Here is a 21,861-nt window from a genome sequence, read left to right on the forward strand (position 1 = left end):
TCCTTCTGTGTTGCATTTGCACACGAATCCCTTGTCTCAGTCAGCGGCCGGTGCCGGCCGCGGCACCCGGTACCAGGCCGCATACAGCGCCGGCAGGAACAGCAGCGTCAGTACGGTCGCCACCAGCAGCCCGCCCATGATGGCGACCGCCATCGGCCCCCAGAACGTGCTGCGCGTCAGCGGCACCATGGCCAGGATCGCCGCCGCGGCCGTCAGCATGATCGGCCGGAAGCGGCGGACCGTACTGCCGATCACGGCCTCCCACGGCGCAATGCCCTCGGCAAGGTCATGCTCGATCTGGTCGACCAGGATCACGCTGTTGCGCATGATCATCCCGGCCAGCGCAATCACGCCGAGCATGGCAACGAAGCCGAATGGCGCACCGAACAGGATCAGCGTCAGCGACACCCCGATCATGCCCAGCGGCGCGGTCAGCAGCACCATGACCGTGCGCGAGAAGCTCTTCAGCTGCACCATCAGCAGTGTCACCACGATCAGCAGCATCACCGGCGCGATGGTGCCGATGGCCTGCTGCGACTTCATGCTCGACTCGAGCGAACCGCCAAGCTCGATATGATAGCCGGGTGGCAGCGTTTTCCCGAATGCCTGCATGGCCGGCCACAGCGCCAGCGACACATCGGACGCCTGGATGCCGTCGCGCACGTCGGCCCGCACCGAGATGGTCGGCTGCCGGTTGCGCCGCCAGACGATACTCTCCTCGGGTGCATAACTGATGTGCGCAACCTGCGATACCGGCACGAAACGCCCGCTGGCAGTCTGCACGGTCAGGCCGCCGAGTGCGGCCACATCATGTCGCTCGTCGGCGGACAGCCGCACCATCACGTCGATGCTGCGGTCGTTGTCGCGGAAGTCGGTGACGGCGGCACCGGAAATCTGCATCGCCAGCTGTCGCGCCAGCGCCTGCGAGTCGATGCCGAGCGCCCGCGCCCGGTCCTGATCCACCGTCAGCCGCATCGCCTTGACCTGCTCGCCCCAGTCATTGTTGACGTGCCGGGTATCGGTGTGCGCCCGCACCTTCTGTTCGACCTGGGCCGCAATGCGACGCAGCTCGACCGGATCGTCACCCATGACCCGGAACTGCACCGGATAGCCGACCGGCGGGCCGTTCTCCAGCCGGACCACCCGGCCGCGCACCAGCGGAAAGTCGGTCTCGAACGCGCGTTCAAGCTTCTTCTTCACCGCTTCACGCGCAGCGAGATCGCGGGTCATCACCATCAGCTGCGCATAGTTCAGGTTCGGCTGCTGCTGGTCCAGCGGCAGGTAGAAGCGCGGCGAGCCATTGCCGACATAGCTGGTGACCGACAGCACGTGCTCGTCATTGGCCAGGCGCGCCTCGACCGCCTTCACTTCGCGCTCGGTCGCCGCATAGCTGGCCCCCTGCGGCAGCCACAGGTCAACCAGCAGTTCGACCCGGTTCGAGGCCGGGAAAAACTGCTGCGGCACGAACAACCTGAACGCGACCAGCGACAGCACGAAGGCCGCCAGCGTCAGCGCAATGACGGTCTTGCGGTATTCCAGGCACCATTCCAGCGTGCGCCGGAAGCGCAGGTAGAACGGCTTGCGGTACACATCGACGTGCGGCGCGTCCTCGCCATTCTTGTGTTCCTTCAGCAGCAGGAAACCGAGGTACGGCGTGAACAGCACGGCGACAAACCACGAAATCACCAATGCCAGCCCCACCACGGCAAACAGGCTGAACGTGTATTCACCGGCATTCGAGCGGGCGAGGCCGACCGGCAGGAAGGTCGCCGCCGTGATCAGCGTGCCGGTCAGCATCGGGAAGGCCGTGCTGGTGTAGGCAAAGGTCGCGGCACGGAAACGGTTCCAGCCCTGCTCCAGCTTCAGCGACATCATTTCCACGGCGATGATCGCATCGTCGACCAGCAGGCCCAGCGCGATGATCAGCGAGCCGAGCGAGATGCGCTGCAGGTCGATGCCGAACGCCAGCATCGCCAGGAAGGTGATGGCCAGCACCAGCGGGATCGACAGCGCGACCACGACGCCGGTACGCAGGCCGAGGCTGACAAAACTGACCGCCAGCACGATGGCCACCGCTTCAAGCAGGGAACGCATGAATTCGCCGACCGCCTCATGCACGACTTTAGGCTGGTCGGACACGGCATGGATCTCGATGCCGTGCGGCATGGTGCGCTTGAGGTCGAGCACGAAGGCATCCAGTGCCTGGCCGAGCTTGAGCACGTCGCCGCCCTGCTTCATCGAGATGGCCAGGCCGAGCGCCTCCTTGCCGTTGAAGCGCATCTTGAAAGTGGCCGGGTCGACATAGGCGCGTCCGACCCGGGCGATGTCGCCGACGGTGAACGATCGCCCGCCGGCGGCAATCGGCGTGCCGGCCACGGCGGCCACCGAGTCGTACGGACCGCTGACGCGGACGAAAATGCGGTCGCTGGCCGTTTCGTAAGTGCCGGCCGGCTCGACGCTGTTCTGCTTCGCCAGCGCTTCCCACACCGTCGACAGGTCGATGCCGAGGTTGGCCAGCCGGGCAGTGTCGATATCGACATAGATCTTCTCTGCCTGGTCGCCGACGATCTGCACCTTGGCCACATCCGGCAGCCGGGTGGCGGCCAGCCGGGCGTACTCGACGTAGCGGCGCAGCGCCTCGGGGCTGAAGCCGTCCGAGGTGAACGCATACAGATTGCCGAAGGTATCGCCGAATTCGTCATTGAAGAACGGCCCGCGCACGCCGGACGGCAGGCCGCCCTGCGCTTTCAGGTCCCCGATCTTCTTGCGTACCTGATACCAGGCATCAGTGACGGCACGGCCGCGCACGTCCTCGCGCAGGCTGACGATCAGCTGTGCCTCGCCCGGCTTGGAGTAGCTGCGCACGAAGTCCAGCTCGGGCATTTCCATCAGCTTCTGCTCGACGCGGTCGGTCACTTGCTGCTCGACCTCGCTGGCCGTCGCCCCCGGCCACACCACCTGCACCAGCATGGCCTTGAAGGTGAACTCGGGGTCTTCCTTCTGGCCGAGATGGGCATAGGCCCAGACGCCGGCCATCAGCAGCACCACGATCAGGTAGCGCGTCAGCGGCGCATTGCTCAGCGCCCATTCGGACAGATTCGGACCGCGCATCATGGCTGGCCACCGCTGGCCGTCGCCTTGTCAGTGCCGACCTGGGCCAGTGCCGGCTTGCCGGGGCGCGGCGACGGATCGAGCCGCCTGACGCGCATGCCGTCGCGCAGCAGGTGAACACCGGCCGTCACCACGGTTTCGCCGGCCCGCACCCCGCTGGCCACGGTCACGGTCTGGCTGTCGATGCCGGCCAGCGTTACGGCCCGTTTTTTCACCCGCAGCGTCTTGCCGTCCAGCACCCACACCGCATGCCGGCCCTGCTCGTCGAGCACGGCAGTCAGCGGCAGGCGCATCTGTGCCGGCTGGTCGCGCCCGGTCACGAACACGGTCGCGCTCATGCCAAGCTTGACCGCGTCGTCGGCGGCGGGAATCGACAGCCGCGCCTGATAGGTCCGCGAGACCGGATCGGCCACCGGCGCCAGTTCGCGCAGGGTCGCCGGATAGCGGCGCCCGTCATTCCACAACTGCACGCTGTAAGCGCTTGCGGTGCGGAATGCGGCCAGCCGTGCCTCCGGCACATTGACCACGGCTTCGCGCTCACCCGGCACGGCCAGGGTCACGACGGTCTGGCCGGCCTGCACCACCTGGCCGGGTTCGGCGTCGATGCGACTGACCACGCCATCGCGTTCGGCGGTCAGCGTCGCATAGGCGCGGCGGTTCTGGCTGACGGCCAGGTCGGCACGCGCCTGTTTGACCTTTTCACGGGCAACCACCACCCCGCTGGCGCGGCGGTCGAATTCGGCCTGGCTGATGAAGTGCTGGGCCAGCAGGCCCTGATAGCGGGCCAGATCGGTTTCCTGCTGGCGGTAGTCGCTTTCCGCCGCCGCCAGTTGCGCCTGTCTGGCGGTCAGTTCCAGGCCAAGGTCGGCCGGATCGAGCCGCAACAGCGGCTGGCCGGTGCGAACCATGGCGCCGGGGTCCACCAGCCGTTCGGTCACCTTGCCGGCCACGCGGAAGCCTTGCGGCGATTCATGCCGGGCCCGGATGTCGGCAGCAAAGCGCTGGGTGGCAGCAACGGCATCCTCGCCGACGACAGTGGTGCGGACCGGGCGGATTTCTTCTTCAACGGCAGGTCGGTCCTTGCAGGCCGCCAGTATCAGGCTGGCCAGCAGGACGGGAATGAGCAGGATTCGCTTGGGCATGGTGTCTCAGCCGCGGGTGCAGAGGCCGCGGGTCAGCAGGTCGTGGATATGGTCGATATGGCGCACCATATCGATCGGTTCGGCTTCGAAACGGGCGAACGAGTGTTCCCACAGCAGGGCCATCACCAGCGGGGCCAGCGCAATCTGGACCGTTTCGTCGAGGTCGAGATCGGCGCGGAACTCGCCGCTGGCCATGCCGCGCGTCAGCAGTGTGCGCAACAGCGCCCGGGCACGCTGGATGACTTCGTCGTAATAGAAGCGCGCCAGATCGGGGAAGTTGCACGCTTCGGCCACCATCAGCTTGACCAGCCCGCTGCTCTGGCTGGCCTGCACGTCCTCATTCCAGCGCTGCATCAGCAGGTGCATCTGCGCGGCGACCGGACCGGCGCCGTTCTCGGCCGCCGCCTCCAGCCGGGTGATATTGGCCAGCAGGCCGTTGCGGACTACCGCTTTCAGGATTTCGGCCTTGTTCTCGAAATACAGATAGGGCGTGCCCTTGGTCACGCCGGCGGCGCGGGCGATGTCCTCAAGCTTGGTCGCCTTGTAGCCATGTTCGATAAACAGGATCTGTGCAGCGGCCAGGATCTCGTCCGGCCGCGCGTCCTTGCGCCGGTGCCAGCGTGTGCCATTCTGGTTTTGCATGGTCGGAAACGTCCGTCATGAATCACGATGACGCGGGAGACTACCGGCATTTTTCCCTGTTGTGCATAAAAAATAAATACTGGTTCATTAATTGATGCAGCAATCTGCGCTCCTCGGGCAGACACGAGTTGCCGGGATACGGCTAGAATTTGCATTTTTGCGACAGCAAGGATTCGCCATGCCATTCGATGCCCAGGAGCAGGCCGCCATTCTGGCCGAGGCCCTGCCGTATATCCGCCAGTTCAGCGGCAAGACGCTGGTCATCAAGTACGGCGGCAATGCCATGACCGACCCGGCGCTGAAGGAAGGCTTTGCCCGTGATGTGGTGATGCTGAAGCTGGTCGGCCTGAACCCGGTCGTCGTCCATGGCGGCGGCCCGCAGATCAATGACCTGCTGACCCGCCTCGGCAAGCACGGCGAATTCGTCGCCGGCATGCGCGTGACCGACAGCGAGACCATGGACGTGGTCGAAATGGTGCTCGGCGGTCTGGTCAACAAGGAAATCGTCAACCTGATCAATCAGGCCGGCGGCCATGCCATCGGACTGACCGGCAAGGACGGAGGCTTTATCCGCGCCCGCAAGCTGTATGTCGCCGCCGACGGCAACCCGGCCGTGGATATCGGTCAGGTCGGCGAGGTCGACTCGATCGACCCGGCCGTGGTCGCCCTGCTGTACGAGAAGGACTTCATCCCGGTCATCGCCCCGATCGGCGTCGGCCCGGATGGCGCGGCATACAACATCAATGCCGATCTGGTCGCCGGCAAGCTGGCCGAAACGCTGCATGCGGAAAAGCTGGTGCTGATGACCAACACCCCGGGCGTACTCGACAAGGACGGCAAGCTGCTGACCAGCCTGACCCCGGCACAGGTCGACCTGCTGTTCGCCGACGGCACGCTGCACGGCGGCATGCTGCCGAAAATCAGCTCGGCTCTGGACGCGGCCCGCAACGGCGTGAACTCGGTGCACATCATCGACGGCCGGGTCAAACATGCGCTGTTGCTGGAAATTCTCACCGCAGCCGGCATCGGCACCATGATCCGCGCCGCTTGATCCGGGCCGGCGGGCGCGGGCGCACTATAGTGGAAACACCCCTACTGTCCGACAGGAGACCACCATGAGCGCCACCGCCCGCCAAATGCTGAAAGAGAAACACACCGCCGCCCTGATCTCGATTGCCCCGGATGCCAGTGTGTTCGAAGCCCTGCAACTGCTCGCCCAGCGCGATATCGGCGCCGTGGCGGTCATGGACAACGGGCGGCTGGTCGGCATTTTCTCCGAACGCGACTACGCCCGCCGCATCGTGCTGCAGGGCCGGACGTCGAGCAATACGCTGGTGTCCGAGATCATGACCGCGCGGGTCCACGTGATCAGCCCCGACCGCACGGCCGAGCAGTGCATGGCGCTGATGACAGCGGAACGCATCCGCCATCTGCCGGTGGTGGAAAACGAACAGGTAATCGGCATGATCTCGATCGGCGACGTGGTGCATGCCACCATTGCCGACCAGCAGATCGCGATCGACTCGCTGAGCAAGTATGTGATGGGGTGCAGCCAGCTCGGCTGTCAGTAGCGCCAGCGCGTTGCACATTGCAGCGCGCCCCGCTCCGCTCCTATCATGTCGCCCCGCCCATTGCGGCCGCCGTCGTCCCCGTCGGCGGCCTTTGTCTGCCGTATGCCCCCGATCTGGATCTTCGACCTCGACAACACCCTGCATCACGCATCACCCGGGGTGTTCCCGCATATCAACCGCATGATGACCGCCTATATCATGCGTCACCTGGATATCGCCGAGGACGAGGCGCAGCGGCTGCGCGCCGCCTACTGGCGCCGCTACGGCGCGACGCTGACCGGGCTGGTCCGCCACCATGCCGTCGACCCGCTGCACTTCCTGCAGGCCACCCACCCGATTGACGAGTTGCTGCCACTGGTCCGGTTCGACCCGCAGCTGCAGCGCACCTTTGCCCGCCTGCCCGGCCGCAAGGTGCTGCTGTCCAACGGCCCGTCGTGGTACTGCGCCGGTATTCTCGAACGACTCGGCATCGACCGGCATTTCAGTGCCCAGTTCGCCATCGAGTCGGCCGATTTTCTGCCCAAGCCCGATGTGCGCGGCTACCGTGCCGTGCTGGCCCATCTGCGCGCTCCCGCATCACGCTGCATCATGGTCGAGGATGCCCGGGTCAACCTGCGCACGGCCAAGCGGCTCGGCATGCGCACGGTATGGATCGCGCCCGGCCAGGTAGCGACACCGGGCTATGTCGACCATCGCATCGCTCATATCGCCCAGCTGCTCGGACTGCCCCACACCGCCACGGCAAACAGCAAACGGCCGTAGCGGGGTTTCCCCGCGAGGGCGGGGAGCAATCCGGGCTAGCCGATCGGGTCCGGGCGCGGCGGCCGGAAGCGCGACCACAGGATGCGCCACAGCGCCAGCGACAGGCAGCCAATGGCGGCCCACGGCCACCAGCGCGAGGCAAAGTCGGCCAGCGCATTGAGATTGCGCAGATGGCCCTCGTTCCAGCGGAACAGCGCCAGTTCCTCGCCGCTGTCACCGGCTTCGGCCAGCGGCCACAGCTCGGTCAGCCAGATGCTGCCGGCCAGCGCCAGCAGGGCCAGCAGCAATTGTCCGCCGCGCGGCAACCGGGTGCACAGCCAGGCGGCCAGCAGGCCGGATACCAGCCCCAGCGCCACGTTGTGGTTCATCCATTCAAAGAACGCCATCGGCTTCAGCAGCATGCCGGCAGCCAGCATCTTGACCAGCCAGGCGGCGGCAAGAAACAGCAGCACGGCGCGCAACTGGTAGCGCCGGCGTGACAGGAAGGCGGTAATGAACAGCAGGGTGGCGGTCAGATGCAGCATCGCCCCGCCCGCCTCCAGCAGCATCAGGAACAGCACCGGATCGGTCAGCGGCGACAGGAAAGGCTGCGGCAGGCCGCGCGGCATCACCACCACGCCGAACAGCGGCACCGCCGGATTGATCTGGGTCAGGAACCAGACCGCCAGCAGCATCAGCGCATAGTCCGCCGTCGAGTCGGGCACGAACCAGCGATAGCGCCGTGCCAGCAGCCAGGCGCCGATGCGCCGGCACAGCGGCACGGTGGCAATGGTGGCACCGATGGCACCGCCAAGGGCGTTGCAGATCAGGTCGAGGTTGGACGAGACGCGGTTGGGCAGGAAGTTCTGCGTCAGCTCGACCGCAAAGCTGGTCGCACTGGCGGCGACGCAGGCAAACAGGAAACCCAGCCAGCGCCGGCGTGACATTCGCGCCAGGGCAAAACCGTATGGCAGGTAGGCCAGCACATTGACGACATTGTCGAAGTCGCGCTGGTAGTAAGGCAGCGGGTAGGTGAGGAAATCGAGCAGCGGCTCGCCGCTCCACTCCCAGCCGGAGAACGGGTACAGGCTGACGACGACGATCACGCCAAGCCAGATCAGCGCAAACCAGCGCGACACCAGATGCCGGGCCGGTTGCAGCAGGTGCAGACCGTAATCAGACATGTGCGGAAACATCCATCATTGCCAGACTCCGCCGTCAATGCACCGCACGCAGGCGCATGTACACCACGCCGGGCAGCAGCAGCGCACCGGCACTGGCCCCCGCCCGCACCTGGCGGAACACGTACTGCCCCCTGTCACGGCTCAGCAGCAGGGTCGTCGGCGTGCCGCCATCGTCCAGTCGCAGGCTGTCGCCGCGGGTTTGCGCCAGACAGTCGCCGGCCAGGCACAAACGGTAGTGGCGGAACTTGTTGGTGCCCTGCAGCGAGCCATCCGGATGGAAGGTGACGATCTGTCCGGTGCCACGACCGCGCGCGGTCAGCACTTCCCAGCGCCCCGGAAACATCGCCGCATTGGCTGCGGCGCGAAAGGCACCGTCCGTCCCGGCCGCCACATCGCCAGCCGGAACGAAGCGTGCCCCGCCCGGCGACATCAGTTGCCCCCCGGCCAGCGGCCACGCCTGCTGGTCGATCAGCAGCCGCTCGCCATCGCGCTGCCAGCGGACCGGCGTCCAGCGCTCGCCATCACCGCGCTCGGCGCGGCCATCCGGCTGCAGCAGCAGCTCGGCTGCCGGCTGCGACGCCAGCGCCTGGCGTGGCGAGCCGGTCTGACGCAGCGTGTCCAGCGCACTCAGGTTGATCCAGCGTGATGCCACCGGGGGCGGAGCGACCGGGGCCGGTTCCACCTGCGCCGGTGCCACGCCCGAGCAGGCGGTCAGCAACAGCATCGAGGCAAACGGCAGGGACAGAAGGCGAAAGGACATGGCTGGCTTTCCGGGTCAGTGGATTGGGGAACGAACGCCCATTGTCCCGCAACTCTCCCGTCGCGGCGAGGCGGTTCCCGAAAGGAAAAGGCCGGCGGAGACTCCACCGGCCTTGGCAAGGACCTGATCCTGACCGATGCTACGCGGCCATTTCCAGCATCAGGCTGTTGACGCGGCGCACGAAGCTGGCCGGGTCATCGAGCTGGCCGCCTTCGGCCAGCAAGGCCTGGTCGAACAGCACGCGGGCCAGCTCGCCGAAGCGGGTGTCGCTCTGCTCCGCGTCCAGCTTCTTCACCAGCGGGTGGGCCGGGTTCAGTTCCAGCACCGGCTTCTGGTGCTCGATTTCCTGTCCGGCCGACTTCAGCAGCCGTTCCAGATGGGTGCTCATGCCGTGCTCGCTGGCAACCAGGCACGCCGGCGATTCGGTCAGACGGTGGGTCACGCGGACTTCACGCACCTGTTCGGTCAGCGCCTTGCCCACACGCTCGATCAGCGGCTGCAGGGTTTCCTCGACCTGTTTCTGCGCTTCCTTCTCGGCCTCGTCCTCGAGCTGGCCCAGGTCGAGTTCGCCCTTGGCGACCGATACCAGTGCCTTGCCGTCGAACTCGGTCAGATGGCCGGTCACCCATTCGTCGACGCGGTCGGACAGCAGCAGCACTTCCACGCCCTTCTTGCGGAACACTTCCAGGTGCGGGCTGTTCTTCGCGGCGGCAAAGCTGTCGGCGGTGATGTAGTAGATCTTGTCCTGCCCGTCCTTCATCCGCGCGACGTAGTCGGCCAGGCTCACGTTCTGCACATTGCTGTCATTGCTGGTCGACGCGAAACGCAGCAGCCTGGCGATGCGGTCCTTGTTGGCGAAGTCCTCGCCAATGCCTTCCTTCAGCACATTGCCGAAGGCCTGCCAGAAGGTCGCGTACTTGTCCGCCTCATTGCTGGCCAGGTCTTCCAGCACGCCCAGCACCTTCTTCACGCAACCGGCGCGGATGGCGTCGATATCCTTCGAGCCCTGCAGGATTTCGCGCGACACGTTCAGCGACAGGTCGGCCGAGTCGATCACACCCTTGACGAAGCGCAGGTACAGCGGCATCAGCTTGTCGGCGTCGTCCATGATGAACACGCGACGGACGTACAGCTTGACGCCGTGCTTGCGTTCGCGGTCCCACAGGTCGAACGGTGCCCGCGACGGGATGTACAGCAGTTCGGTGTATTCCTGGCGGCCTTCGACGCGGGCATGGGTCCAGGCCAGCGGGTCTTCGAAATCATGGGCGACGTGCTTGTAGAACTCGCGGTACTGCTCGTCGCTGATCTCGCTCTTCGGCCGTGCCCACAGCGCGGACGCCTGGTTGACCGGCTCGAACACGGCAGCGGGCGCCGGTTCGTCACCGTCAGCAGCTTCCGGCGTGCTCAGCATCTCGATCGGGATGGCGATATGGTCGGAGTACTTGCGCAGGATGCTGCGCAGGCGCCAGTCGTTCAGCAGCTCACCCTCGTCTTCGCGCAGGTGAAGCACGATCTCGGTACCGCGGCCGGCCTTGTCGACCGCCTCGATGCTGTACTCGCCTTCGCCGGCGGATTCCCAGCGCACACCGGCATCGGCCGGCAGACCGGCACGACGGGTGGTCAGCGTGACCCGGTCGGCGACGATAAAGGCCGAGTAGAAACCGACGCCGAACTGGCCGATCAGGTTGGCGTCCTTGCGGGCGTCGCCGGTCAGGCTGTCGAAGAAGGCACGGGTGCCCGATTTGGCGATGGTGCCGATATGTTCGATCACCTCGTCGCGGCTCATGCCGATGCCGTTGTCGGCAATGGTCAGGGTGCGGGCGTCGGCATCGAAGGTAATGCGGATCTTCAACTCGGCGTCGTCTTCATACAGTGCCGGGTTGGCGATGGCTTCGAAACGCAGCTTGTCGGCAGCGTCGGACGCGTTGGAGACCAGCTCGCGCAGGAAGATTTCCTTGTTCGAGTACAGGGAATGGATCATCAGCTGCAGCAGCTGTTTGACTTCGGCCTGGAAGCCCAGAGTTTGCTTCTCGCTCATAGGTCGCTCTTGCATCGGAGTAGGGTTGCCAATGCACAGGCAGATGGGAACGGAAGACCCCGTTTTCAATAGGGCCGGATCCGCGGCGATGAATATGCCGTCAGACTGTCCGTCAATCCCCCCGCGAAAAACGACTGAGACCGTTGCTGCCCACCTTCATGAGCAGTCTGGCGGTAGCGAATACGCCATCATTGCAGTGTGGCGGCGATGGCCGCGGACTCGCGCCGCTTTGCCTGCCGCTGCGCCGACAGCACGATGGCGGCCACGATCAGCCCGCCGCCGATCAGCATGCGTACAGTCGGTGTTTCGCCGAACAGCCACCAGGCAATGGCGATGCCGTAAACCGGTTCCAGCGCAAAGATGGCAGCGGCCGTGCGCGCATTCAGCACCGCCAGGCTGGTGACGAACAGACCGTGGGCCAGCCCGGTGCACAGCACGCCGAGCAGCGCCAGCCACAGCCAGTCGGCCGCGCCCAGCGCCGGCAGGCCGGTCGCGGCAAACGGCAGCACGCACAGCAGCACGGCGCAGTTCTGCCACCACGCCACCACCAGCGGCGCGACACGTGCCGCGATCACCCGGTTGCTGAGTGACAGCAGCGCAAACAGCAAGCCGGACAGCACGCCCCAGGCCAGCCCCGCCAGCCCGCTGCCGGCCTCGAACGACGGCGTGACCAGGATCAGGCCGAAGGTCACCACGGCGACCACGGCCATCTCGTCACGACGGATGCGCTCACGGAACAGCAATCCTTCCAGCAGCACGACCAGCGCCGGAAAACTGGCGAAACCGAGTGTGGCCAGTGCCACGCCCCCGGTCTGTACTGCATGGAAAAAGGTCAGCCAGTGTCCGGCCAGCAACACGCCGCCGAGCGCCAGCCAGGCCAGGCTGCGCCGCGACACGTTCTGCCACGGCCGCTGGCCGGCCCAGACCGAAGCGGGTGCCAGTGCCAGCAGCGCAAACAGCGCGCGGCCGCAGACAATGACCACGGCCGGAGCGGCCACCAGTTTGCCGAAGATGCCGGTCAGACCGAACAGCAGCGCGGCGACATGCAGCATCGACAAAGCAAGGCGGGGCGTCATGGCAAGGCTTCCGGAACGGGAAACGGCCAGTCTAGTGCGGGTACGGCCGGTCGGTCTGTCGCGCCACTATTGTCGTTTGCCGGCAGACTCGCGTCGGCGGATATCGCGCGGCGTCAGGCCATGCGCGCGTACCAGTGCGGCGGTAAACGCGCTTTGCGACGCGTAGCCGACCCGGGCGGCGACCTCTCCGACCGCCAGTGTCGTCTGCTGCAGCAGGTCGATGGCCAGCGCCAGCCGGTGGCGGCGCACATAGTCCATCGGCGTCAGTCCGGTTTCGGTCAGAAAGCGCTGATGCAGGCGCGACACCGACAGCCCGGCCAGACGGGCCAGATCGGCAACCTGCAGCGGTCGCGCCGCACAACGGTCGATATGGGCGTCAATGGCCGCCAGCGGCAGCGCACCCGGCGCCTCGGCCGGCCGGCTCAGGCCGGACAGCAGCAGGGCGGCGGCATGGCTGCCGAGAGTGCTGTCGTGCAGTGGCTGGGTCGACAGCCAGCGCACCAGACCGTCGAGCCCGGCCGGCAGTGACAGCACGCGCGGCTGGTCGAGCAGGCGCTGGCCGGCATCGGCTTCCGGCCCGAGCGCGGCACCGAGCCAGATGGCGTCGGCCGGCAGATCGGCCACCAGACACAGTCCGTCGCCGGCATAGGCGTGGCGGCAGGCGGGCGGGATGACCGCCGCCTGGCGCTCGCCGACGCAGCCGCCGTGCCCGTCGAGTTCCAGCCGCAGGCCACCACGGAGGCCAAACACCAGTTGGGTGTGATCATGGTCGTGCACGCGCACTTCCGCATCGTAGCGGCGGATGGACAGGACGGGGGTCATGGCGGGCACTCCGGAAAAACCGGCACCCAGCTTACCGCGGCCGGACGCCGGCCACCATTCAGTCGAACAGGCGGACGATCAGCGCGCCATCAGCCGGGCCGCCGAGATCCATCCAGACGCGGATGCCGTTGCCGGCGGCCACGTCGAGCGGGCTGCCATCGTCCTTGTGCAGCGCGGTGATGGTCAGCGTGCGGTTGCCGGCCCGATGAACGATCTCGATCCGGTCGCCGACGGCGAAGCGGTTCTTTACGTCGACCAGCGCACGGCCGTCGGCCGCGATCTCCAGCACTTCGCCCACGTACTGGCTTTTCTTCGCCTGCGAATGGCCGGTCAGGTAGTTCTGGTAATCCTGGGTCTGGTGGCGTTCGAGGAAGCCCGGGGTATAGCCGCGATTGGCCAGGCCATCGAGGTCGGCCAGCAGCGACAGGTCGAACGGCCGGCCGGCCGCCGCATCGTCGATGGCCTTGCGATAGGCCTGGGCCGTGCGCGACACGTAATAGACCGATTTGGTGCGGCCTTCGATTTTCAGTGAATCGACGCCGATCTTCACCAGTTTCTCGACCTGCTCGATGGCACGCAGGTCCTTGGAATTCATGATGTAGGTGCCGTGCTCGTCCTCGATGATCGGCATCAGTTCACCGGGACGGCTGCCCTCTTCGATCAGATAGGTGCGATCGGCCAGCGGGTGGCGCTCGGCCCCGCCGCAGGCGGCGAAGTTCCGGTTTGCCTCGTCCATGGCCTGGCCGAAATCGAACTGGATGCGCTGCACGTCGCCGGCGTCGTCGTCGCGGGTATCGTGCATCTTGTAGTCCCAGCGGCAGGCATTGGTACAGGTGCCCTGGTTCGGATCGCGATGATTGAAATAACCGGACAGCAGGCAGCGTCCCGAGTAGGCGATGCACAATGCACCGTGAACGAAGACTTCCAGTTCCATGTCCGGGCAGGCCTGGCGGATCTCGGCGATTTCGTCGAGGCTCAGCTCACGCGACAGGATGACCCGGGTCAGACCCATTTTCTGCCAGAACTTCACGCCCATCAGATTGGTGGTATTGGCCTGCACCGACAGATGGATCGGCACCTCCGGCCATTTCTCGCGCACCATCATGATCAGCCCCGGATCGGCCATGATCAGGGCGTCCGGCTTCATGGCAATGACCGGCTCCATGTCGGCCATATAGGTCTTGAGCTTGGCGTTGTGCGGCAGAATGTTGCTGGCGACAAAAAACAGCTTGCCGCGTGCATGCGCCTCGTCGATCCCCTGCCTGAGTTCGTCCAGCTTGAATTCGTTGTTGCGCGCGCGCAGCGAGTAGCGCGGCTGGCCGGCGTATACGGCATCGGCGCCGAAATCGTAGGCAGCGCGCATCTTGGCGAGGTTGCCGGCGGGCAGCAACAGTTCGGGAGCTTTGGTGGTCATGGCGGGAAACGGCGAAAACGGCGGAAAAGACAAGGCCCGCAAGGCTTGCGGGCCGGCTCGATCGCGCGGAGTATCCGCGCCGGGCGCGCAGGCGTCAAGCGCAGCCCGGCAAAAACCCGTACGCAAACAGGGGTTTAGCCGCGCCGGCCGAGCAGTGCCACCAGCGACACCGCCTGCAGCAGAAAGCCCGCGGCCATGGCCGGCAGCGCGAACACGCGCCAGGCACCCCACTCGGGGGTCTGCAGGGCCGCGCCGCTGAAGCCGAACAGCAGCGTGCCGACGAGAAAGGCCAGCACCAGCAACAGTCTGGGCAGGCGGGACAGGCGCAACATCAGTGTTTTCATCAGGCGGGGATCAGCCGCGAGGCGGATGCCGGATCAGGCCGGCCCGCTCGCGCGCGGTCTCAGGGTGAGCAAGACCACGATTGTAGCCGAGACCGCCTGGCGCGCAGCCTGTCGGCGTTCACGATTGCATGGGACAATGCCGTTTTGCTGCACACTGACCCTGAAATCATGCCGATACCGTTTTCCCGTGCGCCACGCTGCCGGGCAAACCGTCCCGCCGGGTCTCTGCCCGGCGTTGCCGCTGCGACACTGCTGTGCCTGCTTGCACCGTCCGTTCTCCATGCCGCCACTCCCGCTGCCCCGCCAGCAAACAGGGTGTCCCCCGCCAGGCCGGCATGGCGGCTGGTTACCGATTCCGTCACCCTCCGCACCCGCGCCCTGAAACTCGATGCGCGGATTCCGCGCGTGATCGGCCTGAGCGACAGCACACGACAGCGCATCAACCAGGCGCTTGAACTGCCGCTGCGCGCCGATATCGCTGCCGTCCGCCATGACTATCGCGCCGAGCCTGCCGGCCGCAACGGCCGGGGCACGCCGGACGAATTCCTGTATGACTACACCGCCAGGCCCAATCCGCGCGGACTGGTCAGCGTCAGTCTGGTGTCGTGGAGCTATACCGGCGGTGCGCACGGCAACGGCAATCTGGCCACCCGTCACTTCGACAGCAGCACCGGCGCACCGGTCAGCCTGCCCGGCCTGTTCAAACCCGGTGTGCAGTGGAAGCCGCGCGTGATGGGCGAACTGGCGCTTCAGATCCGGACCCGCAACGCCGATGAACGCAAGAAGGCGCCAGAGATGCCGGCCGACTGGCAGCCGTTCGAAATGCCGCGGGACCTGAATGCGCAGCAACCATTCTGGTTCTCGCCCGCCGGCGATCTGGTACTGGCGTTCGGGCAGTATGAAGTCGCCGCGTACGCTTATGGCATGCCACAATTCACCATTCCGGCAGCCCGCATCGCCGATCTGCTTGCACGCTGATTTACCTTCATCCACGACGACTCAGGAGCTTGCCATGCTGTTCCATTCCCAACTTCTCGGCCAGGTCGACATCGACGAGCATTCCGTCCTCACCCTGGCCGCCCCGCTGGCCGGGCTGGAGGACTGCACGCGCTTCAAGCTGTTCCATGACGAAGGGACCGACGACACGTCGCGCCATGTGTACTGGATGCAGTCGCTCGACAATCCGGCGGTCACGTTCAGCCTGACCGATCCGGCCTGCTTCGGCATCCGCTACGAACTGGATCTGGAAAACGAGCGCGACGCGCTGCAGCTCGAACGGGCCGAGGATGCCGTGGTGCTGGTCATGGTCTACAAGGACGTGCAGCAGGCAACGCATCCGGCACTGGCGCCGCTGAAGGCAAACCTGTCCGCTCCGCTGGTGATCAACACCGCTTCGCGGCGGGCACTGCAACTGCCGGGGCTGATCGTCGATGTGTGCATGCGCCGGGTAGGCTGAAGACTGCGCCGCCTTTGTACAGGAAAAGGCGGCGCCCTCAGACGGACTGGCAGCAGGCGCCGCCATGCGGCGGATCGGTGACCGGCTCATCCCGCCAGCGGTTCGCCAGCCACTCCATTTCGGCAAACAGCCGGTTGCGACGGCTCTGGCGGCGAAGCTCGACCACATACGGGGCCAGGGCGTCCCAGTCGCGAATCAGCAGCGAGCGCTTCATCCGCTTGTACACCCCTTCATCGAAGGCGCCCTCCCGGATGCCGGCGGCAATGAATTCATACTGGTTCAGCACCGCCAGGATCGTCCGGTTCTGCTCCGCATGGTCGACCAGGTCCCGGCAGGCAAACGGGGTGAAATTCACCTGATCCTCATGCATGCCGGCAAAAACGGCACGCGCCGCTTTCAGCTCCGCATCACGGTTTTCGTTGATCACCACATCGACCGTGGCCCGGCGCCGCGCCTGGACCTCGTTGCGGTCGGACTGGATTCTCAGCAGCCGCAATTGACGCGCGGCGTACAGGCACAGGCCGGCCGTGGCCACGGCGGACAGGAAAACGGCTCCTGTATGGAGCCAGAAGCCGAGGGTTTCGCCAAGGTAAAGTGCGACATCCGTCGCCCGGGAGGAAGACATCCGCCAGGCGCCCCCTTACAGGTCCCAGCCTTCATCGGGCACCAGGCTGACAAATACACGCATGATTCTCTCCTTGTGGAATGAAACCGTCGCGGACAACCCGACCGCACGATGAGTCTAGACGGCTTCTTCCCGCGGTGACAAATCCGGCGCAAGAGCGGCGGATGCCACGGACAAAATCCGTGGCATCCGCGCCACTCAGTCGAAGTGCAGCTTGCCGTCCTTCGCGTCGACCACGATCACCGCTTCCGGCAGGTACTTGCCGGCCAGGATCGCTTTTGCCAGCGGGTTTTCGATCTCGCTCTGGATGGCCCGCTTCAGCGGTCGCGCCCCGTATACCGGGTCGAAGCCGGCTTCGGCGATCAAGGCCAGTGCGGCGTCGGTCACCTGCAGGTTCAGGTCCAGCTTCGCCAGACGGCGTTCCAGCAGCTTCAGCTGGATGCCGGCGATCGACTTGATCTGGCTGGAATCCAGCCCGTGGAACACCACCACCTCGTCGATGCGGTTGATGAACTCGGGGCGGAAATAGGTCTTCACCTCGGCCATCACCGCCAGCTTGATCAGTTCGTAGTCGTCCTGCTCCATCGCCTGGATCTGCTGGCTGCCAACGTTCGACGTCATCACGATCACGGTGTTCTTGAAGTCGACGGTCCGGCCCTGGCCATCGGTCAGCCGGCCATCATCCAGCACCTGCAGCAGGATGTTGAACACGTCCGGGTGCGCCTTCTCGATTTCGTCGAGCAGGATCACGCTGTACGGCTTGCGGCGAACCTGTTCGGTCAGGTAGCCCCCCTCTTCGTAACCGACATATCCCGGTGGCGCACCAATCAGGCGGGCGACCGAATGCTTCTCCATGTACTCGGACATGTCGATGCGGATCAGGTGATCCTCGCTGTCGAACAGGAACGAGGCCAGCGCCTTGCACAGTTCGGTCTTGCCGACACCGGTCGGGCCGAGGAACAGGAACGAGCCATACGGCCGGTCCGGATCGGACAGACCCGAGCGCGAACGGCGGATCGCGTCGGACACCGCCCGCACCGCCTCATGCTGGCCGACCACGCGGGTATGCAGCACGTCTTCCATCCGCAGCAGTTTGTCGCGCTCCCCTTCCAGCATCTTGCTGACCGGGATGCCGGTCGCCCGGCTGACCACCTCGGCGATTTCCTCCGCACCGACCTGGGTCCGCAGCAACTGGTTTGGCCGCTGCAGGCTGCCCTCGCCCTTTTCCGCCGCTTTCAGCCGCGACTCCAGCTCCGGCAGCTTGCCGTACTGCAGCTCGCTGGCCTGGCCAAAATCGCCACGACGCTTGGCATCCTCGATCTGGTTGCGCAGCTTGTCCAGTTCGTCCTTGATCGACTGGGTGCCGACCACCTGGGCCTTTTCCGCCTTCCAGATTTCCTCGAGGTCGGAATATTCCTTGCTCAGCCTGTCGATTTCTTCCTCGATCAGCTGCAGGCGCTTCTTCGAGGCCTCGTCGGTTTCCTTCTTGACCGCCTCGCGTTCGATCTTCAGCTGGATCAGCCGCCGGTCGAGCTTGTCCATCGATTCCGGCTTGGAGTCGATTTCCATCTTGATCCGGCTCGCCGCCTCGTCGATCAGGTCGATGGCCTTGTCCGGCAGGAAGCGGTCGGTGATATAGCGGTGCGACAGCTCGGCCGCCGCGACGATGGCCGGGTCGGTAATGTCGACGCCATGGTGGATTTCATACTTTTCCTGCAGACCGCGCAGGATGGCGATGGTGTCCTCCACCGACGGCTCGTTGACCATGACCTTCTGGAAGCGGCGCTCCAGCGCGGCATCTTTCTCGATGTACTTGCGATATTCGTCCAGCGTGGTGGCGCCGAGGCAGTGCAGTTCGCCGCGCGCCAGCGCCGGCTTCAGCATGTTGCCGGCATCCATCGCCCCTTCCGCCTTGCCGGCGCCGACCAGGGTGTGGATCTCGTCGATAAAGATCAGCGTATTGCCTTCATCCTTCGACAGTTCCTCCAGCACGCTCTTCAGCCGCTCCTCGAACTCGCCGCGGTACTTGGCGCCGGCCAGCAGCGAGGCCAGGTCGAGCACCAGCAGGCGCTTGTTCTTCAGCGACTCCGGCACTTCGCCATTGACGATGCGCTGGGCCAGCCCCTCGACGATGGCGGTCTTGCCGACGCCCGGCTCGCCGATCAGTACCGGGTTGTTCTTGGTACGCCGCTGCAGCACCTGGATGGCACGGCGGATTTCATCGTCGCGACCGATCACCGGGTCGAGCTTGCCTTCGCGCGCGCGTTCGGTCAGGTCCATCGTGTACTTGGCCAGCGCCTCGCGCTTGCCTTCGGCATCCTGGCTGCCGACATTCTCGCCACCGCGCACTGCGTCGACGGCGGCGACCAGTGCCGCTTTCTGGCCGCCGAACTGCTTCAGCAGCCGGCCGGCCTCGCCCTTGTCGTCCGCCAGGGCCAGCAGGAACAGCTCGCTGGCGATGAACTGGTCGCCGCGCTGCATGGCGGCCTTGTCGGTCAGGTTCAGCAGGTTGCCCAGATCGCGGCCGACCGTGACTTCGCCATCGTTGCCGCTGACCTTCGGCAGGCGCGCCATCGCGTCCTTCAGCGCCGGCTTCAGCGCGCCGACGTTGACGCCGGCACGCGCCAGCAGGCTGACCGCGCCGCTGTCGGCATCGTCGAGCATGGCGGCGAACAGGTGGACCGGCTCGATGGCCGGATTGTCATTGGCGAGCGCCAGACTTTGCGCGTCGGCGATCGCCTGCTGGAATTTGGTTGTGAGTTTGTCAAAACGCATGACTGCCCCTTTCAACAACGGATGACCGATACATGGGTAGGGTTTTCGGGCATTTCAAGGCCACGGGCAGCGATCTGCCGCACAAACAGGCAAACCGGGCCCGCCATGCACCCGGCCCGGCCTGCCTTCATGCTAGACGCGAAACTGTTCGACTTCCGAGCGCAGGTCGGCGGCCAGCCGTTCCAGTTGCCGCGCGGTGCTCGCGGTGTAGGCCGCAGCGGCATCGTTCTCGCCCGCCATGCGCACCACACTGTCGATACGGGTACCGATATTGCGCGTGGTCTGTGACTGCTGGTCCAGGCAGGCGTTGATATGGTCGATGATCTCCGCCACGCCCACCACCTGGGCACGGATGGCGTTCATGGTCTCGCCCACCCCGTGCGTGGTCTGCACCCCGCTCTCGACCTGACGCACCGACTGGCGCATCACGCCGGCGGCCTCTTCGGCCGACTGCTGGATCGCGGCAATCATGCGTCCGATTTCCACCGTCGCCTGCCCCGAACGTTCGGCCAGCTTGCGTACCTCGTCGGCAACCACGGCAAAGCCGCGTCCCTGCTCACCGGCGCGCGCCGCCTCGATCGCCGCATTCAGCGCCAGCAGATTGGTCTGGTCGGCAATGTCGCGAATCACTTCGACGATGGAGCGGATCTCCTGTCCACGTGCCTCCAGCCCTTCGATGGTGGTGGTGGCATTGCCCAGCGCCTCGGCGATGCGACCGACCTCGGCCACGGCAGTGTCGATCGCCGTCTGGCCGGATACGGCCGCATCAGCCGCCGCACGCGACGCCCCCATCGCGCGGCTGGTCTCGCCGCAGATGGTGTCGTTGTCGGCATTCAGCTGGCTGACGGCGGCGGACATCGCCTGTGCGGCGTCGTTCTGCTCCCCGGCCCCCCGAGCCAGCTGCTCGGCATTGTCGGCCATGCCGTGCACGGCCGTGCTCATTTCCCCGGTGCCCTGATGCGTCGCCACCACCGCCTGGCGGAACGACCCGAGCAGGCCGTTCAGCGCCCGGGCAATGTCGCCGATCTCGTCACGTCGCGACTCCGGCAGCCGCTGACCCAGATTGCGCTCGGCCCCCATTTTTGCCACGGCATCGACCAGCTGGCGTACCGGGCGGGTGACCAGGAAACGTGCCGACAGTGCAACCGACAGACCGACCAGCAGCAGCATGACCAGCGCACCGCCGGCCACCCAGCCGAGCATGGCCCGGTTGTCGGCGGCCAGCTCATCGACCCGCTCCATGCTGACCAGCGTCCAGTGCCAGTCCGGATAGCTGGCGTAGCGCACCAGATGCTCGCCCCCCTCGGCCAGCGTGACACGGGTTTCACCGTCCTTGCCCAGCAGCGGGGCGTAGACCGGCTGGCCGTCGACATCCTTGTCGCCGAGCGCGGATTCGCCCATCCGCGTCGGATGCTGCAGGAAGTGGCCGCGCTGCCTGTCTTCGCCGGCGTCAATAATGGCCAGCATGCCGCTGTCGCCTATCCTGACCTTGCGGATGCGGGCCAGCAGTTCGGACATGCCGAGATTGACGTCGATGCCGACCTGGGTCGCACCGATGACCTTGCCGCTGCCGTCGCGCAGCGGGTTGTAGCTGGTGATGTACGGCTTGCCGTAGAACGCGTCCTGGCCGACATACGGCGAGCCGTCGAGCAGGCGGCGCCAGGCCGGATCGCCATGCGGCATTTTTTCACCGAGCGCACGGCCGCCATCGTCCTTCAGCAGCGAGGTCGACACCGATACGAAATCGTCACCGTCGCGCACGTAAATGGTCGACACATTGCCGGTGCGCAGCAGAAAGCGGTCAACCTGCTCGCTCTGGTTGTTCAGCAGATGGCCTCCCAGGGTCAGACCCGGCGCCTGACCGCCAGCGGGCAGTGCCACCGCCTGGCCACTCAGCGCAAACACGCCGGACAGCTCGCTCTGGAACGCGCGGTCGAATTGCTGGGCCGACAGCTTCAGCGCCCGGTGATAGGCATCGATCATGTTCAGTGCGTCGCTGACCAGCTGGGTCTGCACTTCGCCGGAGCGGCGCAGCAGCAGGCGGTCCATCTGCACCGACAGGACGGCGACCGCCGCACCGATCAGCACCGCCAGCAGCAACATCTGCACGACGATCAACTTGCCACCGATGCGTAAACGGTTGAGTGGATACATCGGCGT

The 21,861-nt window shown here is 65.8% G+C and carries 18 protein-coding genes; 5 read left to right on the forward strand and 13 right to left on the reverse strand.

Annotation, left to right across the window (positions count from 1 at the left end; translation table 11 throughout):
- Positions 1 to 36: 36 nt before the first annotated feature.
- Genes Q352_RS0102785 through Q352_RS0102795 form a run of 3 tightly spaced genes read right to left on the reverse strand, consistent with a single transcriptional unit; the run spans position 37 to position 4,895 of the window.
- On the reverse strand, positions 37 to 3,114 hold the full coding sequence (locus Q352_RS0102785; protein WP_036385081.1) for an efflux RND transporter permease subunit: 3,078 nt from the start codon (positions 3,112 to 3,114) through the stop codon (positions 37 to 39).
- Positions 3,111 to 4,253 (reverse strand): efflux RND transporter periplasmic adaptor subunit, encoded by a 1,143-nt coding sequence (locus tag Q352_RS19560; protein ID WP_084299783.1) that lies wholly within the window; start codon positions 4,251 to 4,253, stop codon positions 3,111 to 3,113. The genes Q352_RS0102785 and Q352_RS19560 overlap by 4 nt, the downstream gene beginning before the upstream one ends.
- Before the next feature lie 6 nt (positions 4,254 to 4,259).
- Positions 4,260 to 4,895: a TetR/AcrR family transcriptional regulator gene (locus tag Q352_RS0102795; RefSeq protein ID WP_028498029.1), complete on the reverse strand. Its 636-nt coding sequence runs from the start codon at positions 4,893 to 4,895 to the stop codon at positions 4,260 to 4,262.
- A gap of 178 nt (positions 4,896 to 5,073) precedes the next feature.
- On the opposite strand from Q352_RS0102795, the gene argB reads away from it, so the two are divergent.
- The 3 genes from argB (at position 5,074) to Q352_RS19565 (ending at position 7,228) form a co-directional block, all read left to right on the forward strand.
- A complete protein-coding gene (argB, locus tag Q352_RS0102800; protein ID WP_028498030.1) occupies positions 5,074 to 5,946 on the forward strand; it encodes an acetylglutamate kinase in 873 nt (290 codons plus the stop codon).
- 64 nt (positions 5,947 to 6,010) lie between these two features.
- The gene (locus Q352_RS0102805; RefSeq protein WP_028498031.1) at positions 6,011 to 6,466 is read left to right on the forward strand and encodes a CBS domain-containing protein; all 456 of its coding nucleotides are present in this window, start codon (positions 6,011 to 6,013) and stop codon (positions 6,464 to 6,466) included.
- Between the two features lie 102 nt (positions 6,467 to 6,568).
- Complete coding sequence (locus Q352_RS19565; protein ID WP_036385083.1) at positions 6,569 to 7,228, forward strand: pyrimidine 5'-nucleotidase; 660 nt, start codon at positions 6,569 to 6,571, stop codon at positions 7,226 to 7,228.
- 35 nt (positions 7,229 to 7,263) lie between these two features.
- On the opposite strand, the gene Q352_RS0102815 is transcribed toward Q352_RS19565, so the two are convergent.
- The 7 genes from Q352_RS0102815 to Q352_RS0102845 form a co-directional block, all read right to left on the reverse strand.
- Entirely contained in the window at positions 7,264 to 8,391 is a 1,128-nt protein-coding gene (locus Q352_RS0102815; RefSeq protein WP_051528652.1) for a VanZ family protein, read from the reverse strand.
- Positions 8,392 to 8,425: 34 nt separating this feature from the next.
- A complete protein-coding gene (locus Q352_RS22135) occupies positions 8,426 to 9,151 on the reverse strand; it encodes a hypothetical protein (RefSeq protein ID WP_028498033.1) in 726 nt (241 codons plus the stop codon).
- A 139-nt stretch (positions 9,152 to 9,290) separates the two neighbouring features.
- Positions 9,291 to 11,189, reverse strand: coding sequence for a molecular chaperone HtpG (htpG, locus tag Q352_RS0102825; RefSeq protein WP_028498034.1), 1,899 nt, complete (start codon positions 11,187 to 11,189; stop codon positions 9,291 to 9,293).
- 188 nt (positions 11,190 to 11,377) lie between these two features.
- Positions 11,378 to 12,265 carry a DMT family transporter gene (locus tag Q352_RS0102830; RefSeq protein ID WP_028498035.1) on the reverse strand — a complete coding sequence of 296 codons (888 nt, stop codon included), beginning with the start codon at positions 12,263 to 12,265 and terminating at the stop codon, positions 11,378 to 11,380.
- Between the two features lie 66 nt (positions 12,266 to 12,331).
- Entirely contained in the window at positions 12,332 to 13,087 is a 756-nt protein-coding gene (locus Q352_RS0102835; protein ID WP_028498036.1) for a helix-turn-helix transcriptional regulator, read from the reverse strand.
- A 58-nt stretch (positions 13,088 to 13,145) separates the two neighbouring features.
- Positions 13,146 to 14,501: a prephenate-dependent tRNA uridine(34) hydroxylase TrhP gene (trhP, locus tag Q352_RS0102840; RefSeq protein ID WP_028498037.1), complete on the reverse strand. Its 1,356-nt coding sequence runs from the start codon at positions 14,499 to 14,501 to the stop codon at positions 13,146 to 13,148.
- Positions 14,502 to 14,635: 134 nt separating this feature from the next.
- A complete protein-coding gene (locus tag Q352_RS0102845; RefSeq protein WP_028498038.1) occupies positions 14,636 to 14,845 on the reverse strand; it encodes a hypothetical protein in 210 nt (69 codons plus the stop codon).
- Between the two features lie 315 nt (positions 14,846 to 15,160).
- Between Q352_RS0102845 and Q352_RS0102850 the strand changes: the two genes are divergently transcribed.
- A complete protein-coding gene (locus Q352_RS0102850) occupies positions 15,161 to 15,823 on the forward strand; it encodes a DUF3298 and DUF4163 domain-containing protein (RefSeq protein WP_028498039.1) in 663 nt (220 codons plus the stop codon).
- Between the two features lie 34 nt (positions 15,824 to 15,857).
- A complete protein-coding gene (fliW, locus tag Q352_RS0102855; protein ID WP_028498040.1) occupies positions 15,858 to 16,301 on the forward strand; it encodes a flagellar assembly protein FliW in 444 nt (147 codons plus the stop codon).
- Between the two features lie 37 nt (positions 16,302 to 16,338).
- Here the strand turns inward: fliW and Q352_RS22620 are convergent, their stop codons facing one another.
- From Q352_RS22620 to Q352_RS0102870, 3 genes are all read right to left on the reverse strand, one after another.
- Positions 16,339 to 16,926: a DUF4760 domain-containing protein gene (locus tag Q352_RS22620; protein WP_084299787.1), complete on the reverse strand. Its 588-nt coding sequence runs from the start codon at positions 16,924 to 16,926 to the stop codon at positions 16,339 to 16,341.
- Positions 16,927 to 17,124: 198 nt separating this feature from the next.
- Complete coding sequence (gene clpB, locus Q352_RS0102865) at positions 17,125 to 19,701, reverse strand: ATP-dependent chaperone ClpB (RefSeq protein ID WP_028498041.1); 2,577 nt, start codon at positions 19,699 to 19,701, stop codon at positions 17,125 to 17,127.
- Between the two features lie 132 nt (positions 19,702 to 19,833).
- Positions 19,834 to 21,855: a methyl-accepting chemotaxis protein gene (locus Q352_RS0102870; RefSeq protein WP_028498042.1), complete on the reverse strand. Its 2,022-nt coding sequence runs from the start codon at positions 21,853 to 21,855 to the stop codon at positions 19,834 to 19,836.
- Between the last annotated feature and the right edge of the window lie 6 nt (positions 21,856 to 21,861).

Origin of the sequence: Microvirgula aerodenitrificans DSM 15089 (genome assembly GCF_000620105.1) — a bacterium.
Taxonomy (GTDB): Bacteria; Pseudomonadota; Gammaproteobacteria; order Burkholderiales; family Aquaspirillaceae; genus Microvirgula; species Microvirgula aerodenitrificans.